Origin of the sequence: Pseudoalteromonas arabiensis (assembly GCF_001550155.1) — a bacterium.
Lineage (GTDB): Bacteria > Pseudomonadota > Gammaproteobacteria > Enterobacterales > Alteromonadaceae > Pseudoalteromonas > Pseudoalteromonas arabiensis.
On the sequence record NZ_LRUF01000008.1, the window covers coordinates 587,181 to 604,145 of the forward strand.

A 16,965-nucleotide genomic window follows, 5' to 3' on the forward strand; every position below is an offset into this window, starting at 1 on the left:
AGCCTAGGCTGCTTTTTTTATAGCTAGTTTTTGCTATTAATCGTCTTCACGATCAATGATTGACACTTTATTACTTAAAATTAAAGAGTTAGGGATTAAATGCACAGCTCCTTTGCCTTTAATTGTGATATAGCGCAAATTAAGATCAATCACAGTGCCCTTTGAATTACTCACTTCTATGTAATTACCAAGCTTAATAGGTTTATAAAGCACAATCATGACACCAGCAACTAGGTTTGAAATAGCATCTTTCAACGCAAAACCCAGTGCAAAGCCCGTTAAGCCTAAGCCTGCAACCAACGCCGCAACATCAAAACCGAGTTTCGATAACGCAAGCACAATAGCAATGAATAATAAAATAGCGCGCTGCGAGTTAGAAATTAGCCGGAAAGTTTCAAGTGCAGTTGAATCAAACCGACGTTGAAACTGTTTAATTGCCCGGTCAATTATGAGGCTTGCTATATAAAAGGCAGCAAGCACTAAAAATGCTTGAATGAGTTGGCTAGTCATAAGGTTTTCAATTAAAAATAAAGCCCATCATAGGCTTAAATTTGCATGAGGAAAACATTTATTGTTTTTCAAACACACATGAAATGTCAGGTTTATCCAATGTATAAGTGATATTGCCATTATCTTTAAAACGCAAATCTTCAGTTGTTGAGCCATTATCGTCTTCATTATCACAGCGAAAGTAGCGCTTGGTTCTAACAATACCATTTACAAAGTACTTTAGCTTCGAGCTAACAACACAAAAGTTTGGGATTTTTTTTACCTGCGTACCGTTATGCAAATCACTAAAGTCAATTAGCGTGCCTAAACTAAAACCTTGTGTGGGTGTTTTGATTAATGAGAATGATGCATTTTGGCAAACTGCGTCACTGCCCTCTTTGGCTGCATACTCCCCTTGTTTATCTTTAATTAAAGACAAAAATTGGGTTTTATTACTCGGCTTAACATCTAGCAATGCACTTGCTAACGCTGAGTTTGAGAACAAAAAAGCAACTATCCAAAAGTAAGATCTCATTTAAATTCCATAAACTATAAACACTTAATTAGCATAGCATGCCATTTAAGCTTGGTGAATCTAAGAACCATATTGTTAATACGACTAAAATATGAATTTGGTTTTATTTAGTCATTTCTAGATAAGCAATTACTTTATTTATGTGCTATATCTTTGAATGATCATAATTTTGGAGGGAATCAAATGAAAATAATTAAACTATTAGCTTTAACTACTTTACTAACATTAGCCAGTACACATAGTTTTGCTGGTGATGACGAGTGGAAAACTATCGCTGAGAAAAAAGTTAGTTACAAGAGCGAAACTGATACCGTAAACCCTATTACCAGCAGCCGTTATAGTCACATTAAGGTTAAATGCACACATGGCACAGTGAACCTTAAAAGTATTAAAGTCATCATGAATAATGGTGAAGAAAAGGTATTTGAAAACCTGGGTGTTCTAACCAAAGGGATGTCATCACGTAGCTTAAGTTTACCAGACAAAAACGACGCGAAACTCGATAAAATAAAACTTGAATATGAATCTGTAGGCAGCACAGCACTTAGTATGGCAGGTGTGACCGAAAAAGCCGAGGTTGAAATCCTCGCGAAAAAAGCAAAGAAAGATGATTAAAGTTGCGAGTCAATGATGTTTGAGGCCATACACTTTCACAAGTAGCGGCCTCTTTATGCCGCAACTTTTTTAAGAGCAGACGCGCGAAACAAGTTTCACGCCTTCGAGTGCCCTTGTAGGTCGCCATTTATGGCGACAAAAACCGTGGAGATTTTCACGTAGGAACGGCTTCAGCCGTGAACCTTAGATGTTCGGCGTTAAAACGCCTCCTACAAACTTGTAACTCGATAACTTTACCCTTAATCGCGCTAAAGCACGACCTACAAACGCTCGAAACTTGCTAACTTTACCCTTGCAGCTCGCTAACTCTCTCAACGCTTATAAAGCGCCTCAATTGTTGCTGAATCAAGCGAATAAGCATTGATCATATAACCTGCTAACGCACCTGATGCGTTCTCTGGTAATTCAAGCTTTTGTGATAACGCATGCAGTGTAAATTGATATCTGTGAGCGCCATGACCTTCTGGTGGGCAGGCACCGCCAAAGCCTTTAAAACCATAATCATTTGTTATTTGTACACTCCCTTTAGGCAAAGCATTCTTGTCAGCATTTCCAGCACCGCTCGCTAAGCTTGATACTGATTTAGGAATATTCACAACTTGCCAATGCCACCAGCCACTGCCTGTAGGGGCATCAGGATCATAAACGGTCAATGCGAATGCTTCAGTTCCTTTAGGTGCATTTTGCCAAGCAAGTTGTGGAGAAAGGTTATCGCCATTACAACCAAACCCTTTAAACTCTTGCTCACTCTCCATAAAGTCACCATGGGCAATGTCTTTACTTGTTAAGGTAAAAGACTCAGCGAATGTGGTGCCAGACAAACATAGCAGGAATAATGGCGTGGCAATTTTCAATGTTGATGATTTCATAATATTCTCCGATTAATAAGAATAATCATAATACCTAGCAAAGAGAGATCAAATTAGTACCAAAACTGTCAATTATTAGCCTACTTCGCTCATTATTGTTTTACGAAGAGCTGTTGGAGTCGTATTAAACAACAGTTTAAATTTATCTGTGAATCTAGATTGTGACGAAAAACCACATTGCTGCGCAATAGCTCCAATAGGCTCGGAGCTGCTTTGAATTAAATGTAGCCCATGGCTTAAACGCGCTTTGTCTTTTATTAACTGAAAACTACTGTCTTCTGCGGTTAACTTTCTTCTGAGTGTCGATTCGCTCATCGCTAACGTCGTTGCAATACTGTTTGCATCCCAATCTCGTGTTAAATCACTGGTGATAATAGTATGTACTTTATGAGTCAGTGTTGGTGGCTCAATGATTGAACCTAAATCAATAAAGCCCTGCAAAAATAACACCTGTAGAAGCTCTTGCCTTCTAATTGGCCATAATTGTGGTGGTGTTACTGCAGCCCATTCAATAAATTGTTTTAAGGACATTTGAAACAAAGAGTCTACTTGCCCATTAATGAACTTTTTCTTTGCTCCCGATTGATATTTCAAACACTCAAAGTCTGCGTAATCAAACTCAATCAATAACGCCATATAACCAATATTTTGCGGAATGTTGCGCATGGCGACCTTAGGTGTATTTGCCATAAAGACAAAATCGCCTGCATTGCAGTTAACTTCTTCTGTATCAATTAGTCTTTTACTGCCAGACAACACAACGACAAGTAATGGTTTTGCGATAGGCACATTAACTATGTGCTGTTCATCATTAGCGCAATAAATCGAAAACGGTAAAGACTGATGTTGCTTTACTGCGTTTAAACCTATCTCTATCAATTCATTCATATTTTTCAGTGTTTTTTATTGGACTCGAAGAAACGGATTGGACCGTGATTCTTAGTTATTCGGCGTAAAATCTTTTACCAACTTTACCCTGGTGGCTCGCTAACTTTACCCTTTAATCGCGCTAAAGCACGACCTACAAAGGTGCTAAACAGGTTTCACGTCTACGGTAGGATACATTAGGTACTAGGGTTTAGGCTCTAGGACGCGATGTAAAATCGCTGCTACTTGTTCGGCGTTGAAACGCCTCCTACAAACTTTACCCTCGAAACTCGCTAACTTTACTCTTGTAACTCGTATCTCGCTAACTTTAACCCAATCAAACAAGCATATTGTTTAACATCATTCCTGGCATTAAAAATACCATTGCAAAAGAAAATGATCCGGTGAGTGCAACTGCAATACAGCAGAATACCGTTTGCATTAAAAAGACGTTGGGTTTACCAGAGGCACTTTTTTGAAATGACACATAGGCAAGTAACAGTTTTTCTCTAATTTTTTGAAGGTAAGAACGCACTACTCTGATAATAGGCAAGCTGTACATTGCTAAAAAAGCAAATACAACTTCTATTCCACCAAAATGAAATAACAGTGCAATCTCAGGTGAGAACCAACCGACAATAGCTATCAAGCACCAAAATGCAGCTTTTTGATATTTATTTAGTTCGTGCCATTTGATCATCGTCTTCCTTGTATTTCCAATTATATTTAAATTAAGTGAGCAGCTGATTTATCTAGTTTAGTTATATACGCTTTGAGCTCTGCAAGCTTGAGTTTTTCGCCTTGGTGAGCATTCATCGCTTTTGCAAAGTAGCTATTGGCTTGCAGCTGATCACCTGCATGCTCATGAATGAGTCCAATGCGAAGATAAGTAAAAGCAAGATTATTCGGGCCTATTTCTGTTTGCAGCGTTTTAGCGCTATCAAGCTCAAGAATTCTTGCAAGTGCATTTAACGCATAAAGCGCACTATCGCTCGAACCTTTGATGTACTGAGAATGAGCAAGTTCTAGCTCTTTTTTAAGAAATTCGCTTGTAATTTCATTTGCGTTAGTAGGTACTGCTAACGAGACAAAAACAGCTAAGGTTAAAACTTTAAACATATAAAACCTCCTTTTAAAATGTGTTTTACAGATTAATCAAACTCGACCAACTGGTCAAACTTTACTCTCGTATCTCACTAACTTCTCTTTTGACGCGCGAAACAAGTTTCACGCCTACGATTGAAAGCATAAGGTGCTAGGATTTAGGCTCTGGGACGCGATGTAAAATCGCTGCTACTTGTTCGGCGTTGAAACGCCTCCTAGAAACTTTACTCTCGTAACTCGCAAACTATACTCTCTTATCTCGCTAAACACTCTTTTAACGCGCTAAAGCACGACCTACATAATATCGCGCGAAACAAGTTTCACGCCTACGAAAGAAAACATTAGGCGCTAGGATTCAGGCTATGGGACGCGATGTAAAATCGCTGCTACTTGTTCGGCGTTAAAACGCCTCCTACAAACTTGTAACTCGCTAACTTTACTCTCGTACCTCACTAACTTCTCTCTCGTATCTCGCTAACTTTCCTCTCGTATCTCGCAAACTTTACCCTTGTAACTCGCTAACTTTACCCTCGTAACTCGCTAACTTTACTCTTTAATCGAGCTTAATCGCGACCAAAACCAATCAACTTTTTGCCATTTAAACCTTTTTTATGCCATTCGGTTTGCTCTTCGCAGAAAATTTGCGCGTCTAATTCTTTACTTGGCTCTTCATTTAAACTGCCTGCAGGTACAAGTAGGTATTTACTGTCTTGTGATTCAAATGGCAACGCAGAGCCACAGGTTTTACAAAACGCCCTAGATAATGCACGACCAGGGTAATTAAACCGCGTAATGTGATTTTGGCCTTTAACCCATTCGATAGCATCAGGTGAGGTAAACAAGTTTGCAGCGTGAGCAGTGCCAGTTAGTTTGCGGCATTGTTCGCAATGACAGAAGAAAAAACGCCTAAAGTTATCAGCGACTTTATAACTCACTTCGCCGCAGCAGCATCCACCAGTAAGTGTTTTAGTCATATCTATCTCCTTATTCGCTAAGCTAAAAATTGATACCCTAAACGATGCGCTATTTAATAATTTTTGGCAATAAAAAAGGCCATGTTGCACTTACAACATGGCCTTTTTGCATTGACACAACTTAGAAATCTAAGTTTGATAAAACTTCATCATCAACGTTATTAGACAAAGTCACTTTAAGTTTAGGGGTACGAGCCATTTCACGTTTAATAGCAAAATTAGCTTCTTCGTTACGCGCCCAACTACGACGAGCAATACCGTTGTTTACATCAAATAATAGCATAGATTTCAAACGACGCTCGGCAGCTTCACTACCGTCTAGTAGCATACCAAAACCACCGTTGATCACTTCACCCCAGCCAACACCGCCACCATTGTGAATAGATACCCAAGTAGCACCACGGAAACCATCACCAATTACATTGTGAATCGCCATGTCTGCGGTGAAGCGGCTACCATCATAAATGTTTGATGTTTCACGGAAAGGTGAATCCGTACCACTCACATCATGGTGGTCACGCCCAAGTACAACCGGACCAATTTCACCACGATTAATGGCATCATTAAAGGCTTTAGCAATTTCAGCGCGGCCTTGTGCGTCTGCATAAAGAATACGAGCCTGCGAACCAACAACCAGTTTGTTCTGCTTCGCATCTTTGATCCACGTGATGTTGTCTTGCATTTGCTGTTGGATCTCTTCTGGCGAGTCTGCCATGATTTTATTTAAAACGTCTGCAGCAATCGCATCTGTTTTATCAAGATCTTCTGGTTTACCTGATGTACATACCCAGCGGAACGGGCCAAAGCCGTAGTCAAAACACATTGGGCCAAGAATATCTTGTACGTATGATGGGTATTTAAAATCAATACCGTTTTCAGCCATTACATCGCCACCAGCGCGTGATGCTTCTAGCAAGAACGCATTACCGTAATCAAAGAAGTACGTTCCTTTTGCTGTGTGCTTGTTAACAGCATCGGCGTGGCGCTTAAGCGTCGCTTGTACTTTTTCTTTAAATACTTCTGGCTCTTCACGAATTAAACGATTTGACTCTTCATAGCTGATATCAACCGGGTAGTAACCGCCTGACCAAGGGTTATGAAGTGAAGTTTGGTCTGAACCTAAGTGAATGAAAATATCTTCAGCTAAAAAGCTTTCCCAAACATCAACCACGTTACCGATAAAGGCAATTGAAACAACTTCTTCATTTTGCTGAGCCGTACGTACACGCTCAACAAGCTCTGGCATGTTATCAATTAGCTCATCAACCCAACCTTGTTGATGACGCTTAATAGCTGCCTTAGGGTTAACCTCGGCACATACGGTGATACAGTTAGCAATGTTACCCGCTTTAGGTTGCGCACCACTCATACCGCCTAAACCAGCCGTTAAGAAGATTTTACCTTTTGGTGATTCGCCTTTATCCAGTACTTTACGGAATGCATTCATTACAGTAATGGTTGTACCGTGCACGATGCCTTGTGGGCCAATGTACATAAATGAACCCGCAGTCATTTGACCGTATTGAGTTACACCCAGTGCATTGAATTTTTCCCAGTCATCCGGCTTTGAGTAGTTCGGGATCATCATACCGTTTGTCACAACCACGCGCGGTGCTTCTACTGATGATGGAAATAACCCCATAGGGTGACCCGAGTACATGTGTAGCGTTTGGTCTTCTTCCATTTCGCTTAAGTACTTCATGGTTAATAAGTACTGCGCCCAGTTTTGGAATACCGCACCGTTACCACCGTACGTGATTAGCTCTTCAGGGTGCTGTGCTACTGCTGGATCAAGGTTGTTGTCGATCATTAACATGATTGCGGCAGCTTGTTCGCATTTAGCCGGGTAATCGCTGATTGAGCGCGCTTTAAGTTCATAGTTAGGCTTAAAGCGATACATGTAAATACGGCCAAATTGCTTAAGCTCAGCGGCAAATTCAGCAGCTAATTCTTTGTGCCACTCTTTAGGGAAATAACGCAATGCGTTACGAATCGCTAATTGCTTTTCGTCAGCTGATAAAATGTCTTTACGTTTTGGAGCACGGTTTGCATCACTTGGATACGGTTTTGGCTCTGGCAATACGCTTGGGATACCTTGCTTAATTTGTTCTTGAAAAGTCATTATTTGCTCCCTTAGTTAACTTTAAACGCTTGCGATTTAACGAGTGCAACCATGGCATCAATGTCTGGCTTAAGTAAGCGGTCTTCTTCTAGTTTGGCAACTTTGCTGCGAATGAGCGCAAAGTTTTCTTCAATGATGTCTGAACACTTGTTAGGACGTCTAAATTCGATTGCTTGCGCTGCATACATCAGCTCAATCGCAAAGATTTTATCAAGGTTACCTAAAATCTGGTTTAACTTACGACCAGAAATACTACCCATAGATACGTGATCTTCTTGGCCCATTGATGTTGGTACGCTGTCTGCTGATGGCGGGAAACACAATGATTTATTTTCTGTTACCAGTGCCGCAGTCACGTATTGCGGGATCATCATGCCAGAGTTTAAGCCACCCGATGTCGTTAATAAACGTGGTAAGCCGTGTAAGCCCTCAAGCAGTAAATAACAACGACGATCAGCAATGTTACCAAGCTCTGCCGCTGCGATTGATGCATAATCTAATACCATAGCAAGTGGTTGACCGTGGAAACCACCACCCGAAATGGCTTCTTCTTCGCTGATCACAATTGGGTTATCTGTTACAGAATTCATTTCTGTTTCAGCAAGTTCTTTTAAGTGGTAATACGCATTACGTGATGCACCATGAACTTGAGGAATACAACGCAGTGAGTAAGGGTCTTGAACACGGTCACAATCAGTGTGTGAAGCCATGTTTTCAGAGCCTGCAAAAAAGCTGCGCATACGCGCTGCAACTTCAACGTTACCTTTAAAAGCACGAATGGCGTGTAACTCTTCACGAAACGGTGATTGGCTACCTTGCATACCTTCAATGCTCATAGCACCTGCGATATCAGCAAGGTCTAATAGGTAACGCATTTTAGTAAGCGCAGTAATGGCATGCGATAAAATAAACTGAGTACCATTAATTAACGCTAAACCTTCCTTAGCATGTAAATCTAAAGGCGCTAAACCGTGCTCTTTTAATACGTCTGCTGCTGGCTTGATTGTGTCGTTTACCCAAAACTCACCTTCTCCTAAAAGAGGTAAGAATAGGTGTGATAACGGTGCTAAGTCACCCGATGCGCCAACCGAGCCTTGCTCTGGTACAACAGGAATAATATCAAGTTCAATAAACTTAAGCATACGCTCAACTACGGTTAAACGAATACCTGAAAAACCTTGGCTTAATGCATGTACTTTGGTGATGAGCATTAGCTTTGAAATAGGTTTAGCGATTGGCTCACCCACACCGACAGCGTGTGTAATCAATAAATTCTTTTGTAATAGATTGGTTTCTTCTGGAGAAATTTGTGTATCACATAATGGACCAAAGCCCGTATTGATACCATAAATGGCTTTATCTGAGGCAGCCATTTTGTCTACGTTTTGGCGGCTTTTATTAATTTTATCAATGGCTTCTTGGCAAAGCTCTGCCTGTAACGTACCGGCTGCAATAGCATTAACGCTGTCTAACGTTAATTGGTCAACACCATACTTAAATGTCATTTATAACTCCTAAAGAACAGGATAAGTTTTATTTAGAGGGAGTCTAGCTTGCCCTCGTTGTTTTACAAATGCATAATTATCGTTATTCATTCCAGATTTATCGAACTAAAAGAAGTGCTATGCAAGTTCATGATGTAGACCTGCGCTTATTGCGCGTTTTTGTAGCAATTGTTGAGTGTGGCGGGCTTTCAGCCGCAGAGTCACGTTTGAATATTGGCCGCTCAACCATCAGTGCGCATTTATCAGACTTAGAAGTAAGGCTTGGTATAAAATTATGTAAACGTGGCCGCAGTGGTTTTGAAATTACAGACGCTGGCGCTATTACCTATCAAGCATCGATTGAACTGCTTCAGCAATGCGAAGCGTTTGCTAATACTGTAGCAAGCTCTAAAAACGAGTTATCGGGGCGTTTAAGTATTGCCATGATAGATACCATGGTCAGCGACCCACGCTGTGCCATCCCAAGTGCTATTGCAAGATTAAAAGGCAAGGGTAAAAACATTCAGTTTGATATTAATGTGTGTGAAGCACGAGAGGTAGAAACCGCAGTAGCCAATGGCCGTTCATTAGTGGGTATTGGGGTTAGCCGCCATCATATTCGCGGCTTAGACTATACCGCCCTGCATAACGAAACTAACTTTTTGTATTGCGCAGTCGGTCACCCCTTATTTGAGTGTGAAGACAAACAAATAAATGAGCTGCTCAAAGAAGCTGAGGTAATTACCAGTAACTACATGCGCGATAAAGAAAGCCGAAACGACGGTTTAAACTATCAAAACAGTGCGGTTGCGTATCACGATGAAGGTATTGCACATTTAATTTTATCGGGTGAGTTTATTGGTTATTTACCCGACCACTACGCACAGTTCTGGGTTGATAAAGGTATTTTCAAAGCTATTCAACCGAGTAAATATCACTACGATATTCCTGTGGTATTGATCACCTCAAAAACAAATGCCAATTCGCCGCTAGCAAACGCCATGATTGACGAAATTAAGCGTTGTTACGCGGTTTAGTTTTTTGGTTTAAAGCTCTTTGCTCATTTATAAGCACAAGGCTAAACGCGATTATGGCAAGGTTTGTAGTCACAGGATTAAACGCTTCGATTAAAAGTGTGGGCTGTAAAACAGCAACAAACAGCATTAGCCCAACTAAAGCAGCTATATTGAGAATATTGAGTAAGATTGAACGATAGAAAATAAAAAACAGCACGGCAAAAATCATTTCACCAGCCCCAGCGGCCCTGGTAATAAGTGTTGAAATTTCAGCATTAAAACCAAAACTGGCTGTCATTTTTAGTTCAAGGGGAGCAATGTGAATAAGTTTTGGTATCAGCCCATGATAAAGCCAACTAAAGCTGATAATAAATCGAGCGATTTGAATGTTAGTGAAGTATTTCATCAAAGATTATGTGCAGAGTCATTGTGTGCTCAGACAGAGCACACAATGAATACGGCTTAAACCGTTGGCTTACCAAAACGGTTTTCTGCTTCATCACCCGCTAAAAAGCCATTTTCAATCAGTACCCAAATACCACCAATCACTGGTACTAAACCAATTAGTACCCACCAACCTGACTTGTTGCGGTCGTGCCAACGTTTAACTTGAATAGCAAGCGATGACCAAATTAGTGGAATGTAAATTAAAAGTGGAAGGAAAATGGCCGCATTTTGTGAGATCATTGCGCCAATACCACTTAACACAAGCATAGCTAAAACACTAATTAGCATTAATCCTAATACTGATAACCAATAAGTTTTACGTGGAATTCTACCTTGGAAAGAGAATAAGATATCCTTACGACTCATGGTTGTTGTCTCTGTTGAAATATTAGCAACATCTGATTCAGGAGCTTGATAAACGTTTTCTGACACTGTCATTTCCTTTTGAGTTTACTTCGGTTTTAGCAAGGCTACCACTCCGTGCAGCTTACTGATTAATCAAAAATAATTTTTGCACTTTATTAGATCCAGCTGAAACTATTGCTGAATCCAACATGAACAAAAGTACCATAAATAATACTATTTAAGGAACTAAAAATTAATAATACAATTAAATTTAATACTTTTTAACTAACTAAAATAAATAAACTTTAGCTCTCGATATCTCTTTAAACCACAAAAAGCCATTCGAGTGGTTGCTACTGCCAATATTTAGCAAACAGGCGAGGATATGCCTGTTTTAAAAATTTCGGCTTGTCTTTAAAACGCTTGCCCTTTGGCTGTTCAAGCCCAGATGGAATAAATGGTAGCTCATCGTCATTACGCTCTTCAAACAGCATACCGGCGATTAAATCATACTCATCTAAATAAGGATAAGGTTGTTCATTCAAATGATAAACGGGTGTGCAGTCAGCAACGGAGTCTGGGTTCTCTAAGGCTTTTAAAAATGCGCCTTCACCGCGAGATATGAGCCAACATAAAAACTCTGAAAATCCATAATCATCGTTACAACCAGCCATTACAAACGCAGCACCAAATAAGTCCCAAGTGTAAGCTTTGCGCATACGCAAACTAAACTGCTTGTCAAACTCCATAAGTTGCTCATCGGATAGATGTGTTAGCTTTTCTCTTAGAGTATTACACACCGATTCTGGCTCTGCCGTTTTATCTTCTGCGGTCACTAATTCCCAAAATTCACTTTCGGTTAGAACACTCATGATAAGATCTCTTTAACACGACCGACTTGACCGTCATCAAGTTGTACTTTAATGCCATGAGGATGGTTTGGTGACTTAGTTAAAATACGCGAAACAACACCTTGCGTTAAATGGCCTGTGCGCTGGTCTTGTTTTAAAACAATATTAACTTCACAGCCTACGGTTATTTGTGAGCGTGTTGGTACAGCCATAATAAACTCTCTTACAGTATTTTTGCCGATTATAGCTATTTGCGACTGTGTTACCAATGCTAAACTCATTTGATGTGTATGTTTTCATCCGCTTGACGTGGTGTTAGTCAAAGCTGTGCCTATTGCAAGGTAAAAGTAAACGGCATATTTAATCCTTAAAAAACAGAATAGCTTTTGCTGATATCACTACTCCTATCTCTTTCAGCTCTTTTGTAATCACTTGATTAATTTGCTCTGCCAGCGGTGAATTTGATAGAGGAATTTGCTCGGCAAAATAACAACTTACTTTCATTGATGCTGGCAGTCTCTTTAAATCAGCGGTGTGAGTTAACCATAAAAAGTTGTCGCTTATGTCTTTTAGGTTTTCACATGCCGTCGTTAGCGCTGCCCGAATAGCTTTATCGAGGCGTTTTTCAGTTTTGGTCATTGTTCTGACTTTTGCTTTTTAAAGTTTTCGTAGCTATCTTGCTGGCGCTTTACACACGCATGGTATTCTTTATCAGCTAAATAATTGCATTCAGTCAAGCGTGCAGATTGGAGTTCATGAAAACGCGCATTTGAACTACACCCTGTTAACAAAAGAAACATTGATGCAATCCCAGTAAACTTTAAAGCGTTTAAAAACATTTAATTTCCTTTCTTCAGTTATACATTGGTACTGCGATTTATTGTATATTGCGTGGGTTTAAATACTATCACCAAAGGGTCATATATGATGTTGTCGCAGTTACAAGAGCTGTTTCAGCGTATCGATAAAAGCAAAGTTTTTCAATCATTCGTTATTGCCGTTATTGTTATTTCAGCATTAACCGTCGGGGCTCATACTTATTCGCTTCACCCAACCGTAGAGTTAGCTCTCCATTGGATGGATATGGGTATTACCGTGTTTTTCCTTGTTGAGCTTGTGATCCGCTTTATTGCAAGCCGAGGCTTTAAAGACTTCTTCAGTAAAGGCTGGAATATCTTTGATTTTATCATAGTGGTAGGTAGCCTTTACCCTGCCGCAGGCTCAACGATTTTTATTGCTCGCTTGTTGCGTATCTTCCGCGTTTTACGACTTGTATCCATGATCCCCGAACTTAGGCTACTGGTTAACTCGCTTTTAAAAGCGATTCCACAAATGGGCTATATTGCCTTACTGATGTTCGTAATCTTCTATATTTATGCCGCCATGGGAAGCATGCTGTTTGCTGATATTAACCCTGTGTTATGGGGTGATGTATCAATATCAATGCTCACCTTGTTCCGTATAGCAACATTCGAAGATTGGACAGATGTCATGTACGAAACCATGGCCGTGTATGAACTTAGCTGGATTTTCTACCTAACATTTATTTTCTTAACTGCATTCGTATTCTTAAACATGATGGTAGGAGCTATTTTAGAGGTTATGTCTGAAGAGCATCGTAACGCGCGAGAAGAGCAGATAAACGACGATGATTTGCCAGCAACCAAAGGCCAAATAACTCAATTACAGGCTGAAGTAGCTGAATTAAAAAAGTTACTGAAAGAAAAGCAGTAACGTTTAAAGGATTAGCTTTTAAGATATTAGGCGCTAGGACATAGACCCTAGCGCCTTTTTTACCCTCGTTTTTCTACTTTCCATGGTGGGTTTAAGCGGTTTTCTCCGGCCCAATATAGTTTAATTTTATTCCCTGATGGGTCTTTTAAAATTGCTTCCGTCCACAAATAGCGCTGAGCGGTTGGTGGCTGTTCAAAATTAATGCCCTTTTCAACAAGTCTCTCGTACAGCTTATCGAGCTGCTCATGTTCAAAATAAATTACCGCATAATTACTATAATCTTCAGTTTCTAATGACAGCGAAAATGTGGCATCACCATCTGGACATTGAAAGCGTGCGTAATGCGGGGTATCTACAATCTGAATCATTCCCAATGTTAAGTAAAAAGCCACCGCTTCATTCATATCCGTTACTGGTAAGGTTACCTGATTGAGGTTCATTCGCTATTCCAATGTAATGCAATATTCTTTTCATCAGCATATCGCGTAAACCAATTAAGCAAAAGATAAGCTGTAACAAATTATTGAGTTAAGGGTTAAAGTTAGCGAGTTACTGGGGGAAAGTTTGTAGAATGCACTTTAACACCGAACATGTGAACTTCTCGGCTAAAGCCGTTCCTACTGGTTCCCATCGTAGGCGTGAAACTTGTTTCGCGCGCTTGAAGGTCGTGCTTTTTAGCACATTAAAAGTAAAGTTAGCGAGCAACAAGGGAAAACTTTGCAAGAGGTGTTTTTTCGCCGAATAACCGCGGTACACAACTAAAGCAATTCCTACCGGAGTACCATGTGCAATATTGGAAATGGTTTGCCCATATCATCTAAAGGCGAGCGTGAGGCGACTTTAAACCCCATATGCTGGTAAAAACCAACTGCAAGTGGGTTTTGCTCATTAACATCAACTTTGTTGGCAGCTAATTGATCAACCGCATAGTTAAGAAGCGCTTTACCAACCCCTTTACCTCTTGCTGCATCTAAAATGAACAACATTTCTATTTTGCATTCATGTACGCCAATGAAGCCCAAAATTGCCTTATGCTCATCCTTAATACACTTTAAAGTAACATGAGGAAAAGCTTGCTCAATGATGATCGGCTTAAAAAAGGCTATGTCGTCTTCTGTTATAAAATCATGTGTTGCTCGGACTGAATTTTCCCATACATCAAGTAGCTCTGGGTAATCTTCAGCGTTAGCACTATCTATTTTCATTGTTTGCCATTTTATAGGAGCTATCCAGCCTTATGCTTCTCAGATGAAATAACAAAAGGATTCGTTAGTCGTTTTAGTTAATTACTCCATTAAAGCATGTGAAGGTCTTTGAAACAAATGAGTATTTTACACCTTAAACTTACCCACTAAATCAGTAAGTAAATGTGATAACTGATTCAGCCGCTCACCATTATCACGCGCATTTTGAGCAATCTCACTCACATCATCGGCCGCATTTTTAATTTCGATAACATTACGATTAATATCTTCAGCTACATGTTGCTGCTCTTCTGCTGCCGTCGCAATTTGGGTATTTAAATCACTGATATTGACGATTGATGCGGTTATTTCGCTAAATTGATGTTGTGCGGAATGGGCTAACTCAACTGTTTTATTTGTGCGGTTTAAACTGGTTGTCATTTCTTTTGACACTTGATCAGACATTTTCCGTAAGGTGTCTAACTGGCTTGCTATTTCTTCTGTCGACTCTGAGGTTCTTTGTGACAAAGCACGTACTTCATCAGCGACTACCGCAAAACCGCGACCATGTTCCCCCGCTCTGGCAGCTTCAATAGCAGCATTCAATGCAAGCAAATTAGTTTGCTCTGCAATGCCTCTTATTACACTCAATATTGACATGATATTTTCATTTTCAGCGTCAAGCTGATTAATATCTTGAGTGGCTTTGGTTATTACCTCAGACAACGATACTACACTCTCTACCGTCTCTGAAATCACACTTTGACCAAGCTCTGAGGCATGCTGTGTTTGTGTTGCAAGCTCCGCAGCATTTGCACAACTTGCTGAGACTTCATTAGCGGTAGCCGCCATTTCATTAATAGCCGTTGCGGCCATTTCTAAAGCTTGTTGCTGCTGTGAAGTAGAACCCGATAATTGTCCTGCTTGTGTTGATGTTTGCGCTGACGTATCGCTTACATTATGCGCACATTCATTTATTTGTGTGACTAACTCTGAAATCAAACTCAAAAATAAATTGAAGCTATTGGCCAGCTTCCCAGTTTCATCACGCGTTTTAATAATTAACCGCTTGGTTAAATCTCCGCCGCCTTGTGATATTTCTGTCAACCCATCACTCACTTCGACAATAGGTGCAGAAATGAGTTTTGAAATATAGCTGGCTAACAAAATAAACACGGCAATTAAAATTGCACTAATGATCACAATGGTAATTGTCATCGTGTTAGCAGCGCTCATCACTTCAGACTTTTCAACTAAGCCAATGAATTTCCAGCCAAGCTTTTGAGACGTATAAATATTCGCCACATAATCAGTGCCTTCAAGATTAATTTCAAATTGGCCAGTGTTATTATTCGCTAACTGTTTATATTTACCTTCGTTAACCTCTGCCAATTGCTTAAAGCGATAATCAGCATGTTTAACATCAACCAAGACGTTACCACTGTCTTCAATAAGCATTAGATAACCGGTTTCACCTAATTTAATATTAGCTATAATATCTGTAAGGCCTTGCAGAGATACGTCCATGCCCTGAACACCAATAAGCTGACTATTTTGTTTAATCGCTTTCACTGTTGATACAATCACCATATCATCAGCGGCCCAATAATAAGCATTCGTTCTTACTGTGCTTCCATCAGCGGCTTTTGCAGCTTCGTACCATGGCCGTTTTCTAGGATCATAATTAGCGGTTACTTCGCCTTCTGGCCATTGAATATATCCACCTTGCTCATTCCCCATGTAAATATAGGCAAGGCCTGGATGCGTATCACCAAAGTGATCAAATAACGTATAAGCAGCTTGCTCTGTGTTACTGCCAGACATATGCGCAAGCTTAACTGCATTGGGCGATTGCATATGTGTTTTAACGTCTTGTTTAGCTTCTAAAATCGCGGGATGCGAAGCTAAATAATCTACATTTTTTTCAATCTCTGAAAAAAACATATTAATACCATTATCTACTTGCTTTGCTTCTCGTTCACTTAATTGGGCAAAACCATCTAATGCCTGTTGCCTTGTTTGTGTGATGACTAAAACAGCGATAATTATTAATGGTAAAACTATTGCGGATGCAAATGACAGCTTTAACTTCTTAGAGATATTCATGATTCAAACCCAATGTATGACTCACAAGAATATAGTGAGTATCTTTATATTCAGCAAGTTATTAGATTTAGATTTCAATAAAATGAAGGGTACTGAATGAGTAGAGTAAAGACTGAAGAACTTGAGTATGACAGTTAGTTGACACAGAAATGAACTGTACTAAGTTTACCTATAGCATTTAACATACTTTTAACAATCATGTTGAGTGCCATCCAACCAATAT

The 16,965-nt window shown here is 39.9% G+C and carries 21 protein-coding genes; 3 read left to right on the plus strand and 18 right to left on the minus strand.

The genetic code is table 11. The features are described 5' to 3' along the window. Positions 1-36: 36 nt before the first annotated feature. The gene (locus PAARA_RS05225; RefSeq protein ID WP_062567996.1) at positions 37-510 is read right to left on the minus strand and encodes a mechanosensitive ion channel family protein; all 474 of its coding nucleotides are present in this window, start codon (positions 508-510) and stop codon (positions 37-39) included. A gap of 58 nt (positions 511-568) precedes the next feature. Next, on the minus strand, positions 569-1,024 hold the full coding sequence (locus tag PAARA_RS05230; RefSeq protein WP_062567997.1) for a hypothetical protein: 456 nt from the start codon (positions 1,022-1,024) through the stop codon (positions 569-571). 183 nt (positions 1,025-1,207) lie between these two features. On the opposite strand from PAARA_RS05230, the gene PAARA_RS05235 reads away from it, so the two are divergent. Further along, entirely contained in the window at positions 1,208-1,639 is a 432-nt protein-coding gene (locus PAARA_RS05235) for a hypothetical protein (RefSeq protein ID WP_062567998.1), read from the plus strand. Between the two features lie 311 nt (positions 1,640-1,950). Here the strand turns inward: PAARA_RS05235 and PAARA_RS05240 are convergent, their stop codons facing one another. The 7 genes from PAARA_RS05240 to hutH all read right to left on the minus strand — a co-directional run bounded on the left by PAARA_RS05240 (position 1,951) and on the right by hutH (position 9,080). Further along, positions 1,951-2,508 (minus strand): YbhB/YbcL family Raf kinase inhibitor-like protein, encoded by a 558-nt coding sequence (locus PAARA_RS05240; RefSeq protein ID WP_062567999.1) that lies wholly within the window; start codon positions 2,506-2,508, stop codon positions 1,951-1,953. A 75-nt stretch (positions 2,509-2,583) separates the two neighbouring features. Next, positions 2,584-3,396 carry a helix-turn-helix transcriptional regulator gene (locus PAARA_RS05245; RefSeq protein WP_062568000.1) on the minus strand — a complete coding sequence of 271 codons (813 nt, stop codon included), beginning with the start codon at positions 3,394-3,396 and terminating at the stop codon, positions 2,584-2,586. 316 nt (positions 3,397-3,712) lie between these two features. Next, positions 3,713-4,075 (minus strand): hypothetical protein, encoded by a 363-nt coding sequence (locus PAARA_RS05250; RefSeq protein WP_062568001.1) that lies wholly within the window; start codon positions 4,073-4,075, stop codon positions 3,713-3,715. Positions 4,076-4,101: 26 nt separating this feature from the next. Further along, the gene (locus PAARA_RS05255) at positions 4,102-4,494 is read right to left on the minus strand and encodes a hypothetical protein (RefSeq protein WP_062568002.1); all 393 of its coding nucleotides are present in this window, start codon (positions 4,492-4,494) and stop codon (positions 4,102-4,104) included. A 548-nt stretch (positions 4,495-5,042) separates the two neighbouring features. After that, entirely contained in the window at positions 5,043-5,453 is a 411-nt protein-coding gene (locus PAARA_RS05260) for a GFA family protein (RefSeq protein ID WP_062568003.1), read from the minus strand. A gap of 121 nt (positions 5,454-5,574) precedes the next feature. Then, complete coding sequence (locus PAARA_RS05265) at positions 5,575-7,575, minus strand: urocanate hydratase (RefSeq protein ID WP_062568004.1); 2,001 nt, start codon at positions 7,573-7,575, stop codon at positions 5,575-5,577. Between the two features lie 11 nt (positions 7,576-7,586). Beyond that, the gene (gene hutH, locus PAARA_RS05270) at positions 7,587-9,080 is read right to left on the minus strand and encodes a histidine ammonia-lyase (protein WP_062568005.1); all 1,494 of its coding nucleotides are present in this window, start codon (positions 9,078-9,080) and stop codon (positions 7,587-7,589) included. A gap of 119 nt (positions 9,081-9,199) precedes the next feature. On the opposite strand from hutH, the gene PAARA_RS05275 reads away from it, so the two are divergent. Then, positions 9,200-10,096 (plus strand): LysR family transcriptional regulator, encoded by an 897-nt coding sequence (locus tag PAARA_RS05275; RefSeq protein WP_062568006.1) that lies wholly within the window; start codon positions 9,200-9,202, stop codon positions 10,094-10,096. Here PAARA_RS05275 and PAARA_RS05280 read toward each other — a convergent pair. The 6 genes from PAARA_RS05280 to PAARA_RS05305 all read right to left on the minus strand — a co-directional run bounded on the left by PAARA_RS05280 (position 10,074) and on the right by PAARA_RS05305 (position 12,557). Beyond that, positions 10,074-10,481: a DoxX-like family protein gene (locus tag PAARA_RS05280; RefSeq protein WP_062568007.1), complete on the minus strand. Its 408-nt coding sequence runs from the start codon at positions 10,479-10,481 to the stop codon at positions 10,074-10,076. The two genes, PAARA_RS05275 and PAARA_RS05280, sit on opposite strands and share 23 nt — an antisense overlap. Before the next feature lie 56 nt (positions 10,482-10,537). Continuing rightward, positions 10,538-10,954, minus strand: a complete 417-nt coding sequence (locus PAARA_RS05285; RefSeq protein WP_209438167.1) for a DUF805 domain-containing protein — start codon at positions 10,952-10,954, stop codon at positions 10,538-10,540. A gap of 266 nt (positions 10,955-11,220) precedes the next feature. Continuing rightward, a complete protein-coding gene (locus PAARA_RS05290; protein WP_062568009.1) occupies positions 11,221-11,739 on the minus strand; it encodes a DUF4240 domain-containing protein in 519 nt (172 codons plus the stop codon). Continuing rightward, positions 11,736-11,930: a YwbE family protein gene (locus PAARA_RS05295; RefSeq protein ID WP_062568181.1), complete on the minus strand. Its 195-nt coding sequence runs from the start codon at positions 11,928-11,930 to the stop codon at positions 11,736-11,738. Before PAARA_RS05295 ends, PAARA_RS05290 begins: the two co-directional genes overlap by 4 nt. A 148-nt stretch (positions 11,931-12,078) precedes the next feature. After that, positions 12,079-12,357, minus strand: a complete 279-nt coding sequence (locus tag PAARA_RS05300) for a hypothetical protein (RefSeq protein WP_062568010.1) — start codon at positions 12,355-12,357, stop codon at positions 12,079-12,081. Beyond that, positions 12,354-12,557, minus strand: coding sequence for a hypothetical protein (locus tag PAARA_RS05305; RefSeq protein ID WP_062568011.1), 204 nt, complete (start codon positions 12,555-12,557; stop codon positions 12,354-12,356). The genes PAARA_RS05300 and PAARA_RS05305 overlap by 4 nt, the downstream gene beginning before the upstream one ends. A gap of 88 nt (positions 12,558-12,645) precedes the next feature. On the opposite strand from PAARA_RS05305, the gene PAARA_RS05310 reads away from it, so the two are divergent. After that, positions 12,646-13,452: an ion transporter gene (locus PAARA_RS05310; protein WP_237115706.1), complete on the plus strand. Its 807-nt coding sequence runs from the start codon at positions 12,646-12,648 to the stop codon at positions 13,450-13,452. Between the two features lie 59 nt (positions 13,453-13,511). Here the strand turns inward: PAARA_RS05310 and PAARA_RS05315 are convergent, their stop codons facing one another. From PAARA_RS05315 to PAARA_RS05325, 3 genes are all read right to left on the minus strand, one after another. After that, the gene (locus PAARA_RS05315; protein ID WP_062568013.1) at positions 13,512-13,892 is read right to left on the minus strand and encodes a VOC family protein; all 381 of its coding nucleotides are present in this window, start codon (positions 13,890-13,892) and stop codon (positions 13,512-13,514) included. 330 nt (positions 13,893-14,222) lie between these two features. Continuing rightward, on the minus strand, positions 14,223-14,657 hold the full coding sequence (locus PAARA_RS05320) for a GNAT family N-acetyltransferase (protein ID WP_062568014.1): 435 nt from the start codon (positions 14,655-14,657) through the stop codon (positions 14,223-14,225). 126 nt (positions 14,658-14,783) lie between these two features. Further along, positions 14,784-16,742, minus strand: coding sequence for a methyl-accepting chemotaxis protein (locus tag PAARA_RS05325; protein WP_062568015.1), 1,959 nt, complete (start codon positions 16,740-16,742; stop codon positions 14,784-14,786). Positions 16,743-16,965: the final 223 nt, after the last annotated feature.

What these genes read in the sequence shown, in the direction of transcription:
- PAARA_RS05225 (WP_062567996.1), bottom strand. Translation starts at nt 510, where the DNA reads ATGACTAGCCAACTCATTCAAGCATTTTTAGTGCTTGCTGCCTTTTAT.
- PAARA_RS05230 (WP_062567997.1), bottom strand. Translation starts at nt 1,024, where the DNA reads ATGAGATCTTACTTTTGGATAGTTGCTTTTTTGTTCTCAAACTCAGCG.
- PAARA_RS05235 (WP_062567998.1), top strand. Translation starts at nt 1,208, where the DNA reads ATGAAAATAATTAAACTATTAGCTTTAACTACTTTACTAACATTAGCC.
- PAARA_RS05240 (WP_062567999.1), bottom strand. Translation starts at nt 2,508, where the DNA reads ATGAAATCATCAACATTGAAAATTGCCACGCCATTATTCCTGCTATGT.
- PAARA_RS05245 (WP_062568000.1), bottom strand. Translation starts at nt 3,396, where the DNA reads ATGAATGAATTGATAGAGATAGGTTTAAACGCAGTAAAGCAACATCAG.
- PAARA_RS05250 (WP_062568001.1), bottom strand. Translation starts at nt 4,075, where the DNA reads ATGATCAAATGGCACGAACTAAATAAATATCAAAAAGCTGCATTTTGG.
- PAARA_RS05255 (WP_062568002.1), bottom strand. Translation starts at nt 4,494, where the DNA reads ATGTTTAAAGTTTTAACCTTAGCTGTTTTTGTCTCGTTAGCAGTACCT.
- PAARA_RS05260 (WP_062568003.1), bottom strand. Translation starts at nt 5,453, where the DNA reads ATGACTAAAACACTTACTGGTGGATGCTGCTGCGGCGAAGTGAGTTAT.
- PAARA_RS05265 (WP_062568004.1), bottom strand. Translation starts at nt 7,575, where the DNA reads ATGACTTTTCAAGAACAAATTAAGCAAGGTATCCCAAGCGTATTGCCA.
- hutH (WP_062568005.1), bottom strand. Translation starts at nt 9,080, where the DNA reads ATGACATTTAAGTATGGTGTTGACCAATTAACGTTAGACAGCGTTAAT.
- PAARA_RS05275 (WP_062568006.1), top strand. Translation starts at nt 9,200, where the DNA reads ATGCAAGTTCATGATGTAGACCTGCGCTTATTGCGCGTTTTTGTAGCA.
- PAARA_RS05280 (WP_062568007.1), bottom strand. Translation starts at nt 10,481, where the DNA reads ATGAAATACTTCACTAACATTCAAATCGCTCGATTTATTATCAGCTTT.
- PAARA_RS05290 (WP_062568009.1), bottom strand. Translation starts at nt 11,739, where the DNA reads ATGAGTGTTCTAACCGAAAGTGAATTTTGGGAATTAGTGACCGCAGAA.
- PAARA_RS05295 (WP_062568181.1), bottom strand. Translation starts at nt 11,930, where the DNA reads ATGGCTGTACCAACACGCTCACAAATAACCGTAGGCTGTGAAGTTAAT.
- PAARA_RS05300 (WP_062568010.1), bottom strand. Translation starts at nt 12,357, where the DNA reads ATGACCAAAACTGAAAAACGCCTCGATAAAGCTATTCGGGCAGCGCTA.
- PAARA_RS05305 (WP_062568011.1), bottom strand. Translation starts at nt 12,557, where the DNA reads ATGTTTTTAAACGCTTTAAAGTTTACTGGGATTGCATCAATGTTTCTT.
- PAARA_RS05310 (WP_237115706.1), top strand. Translation starts at nt 12,646, where the DNA reads ATGTTGTCGCAGTTACAAGAGCTGTTTCAGCGTATCGATAAAAGCAAA.
- PAARA_RS05315 (WP_062568013.1), bottom strand. Translation starts at nt 13,892, where the DNA reads ATGAACCTCAATCAGGTAACCTTACCAGTAACGGATATGAATGAAGCG.
- PAARA_RS05320 (WP_062568014.1), bottom strand. Translation starts at nt 14,657, where the DNA reads ATGAAAATAGATAGTGCTAACGCTGAAGATTACCCAGAGCTACTTGAT.
- PAARA_RS05325 (WP_062568015.1), bottom strand. Translation starts at nt 16,742, where the DNA reads ATGAATATCTCTAAGAAGTTAAAGCTGTCATTTGCATCCGCAATAGTT.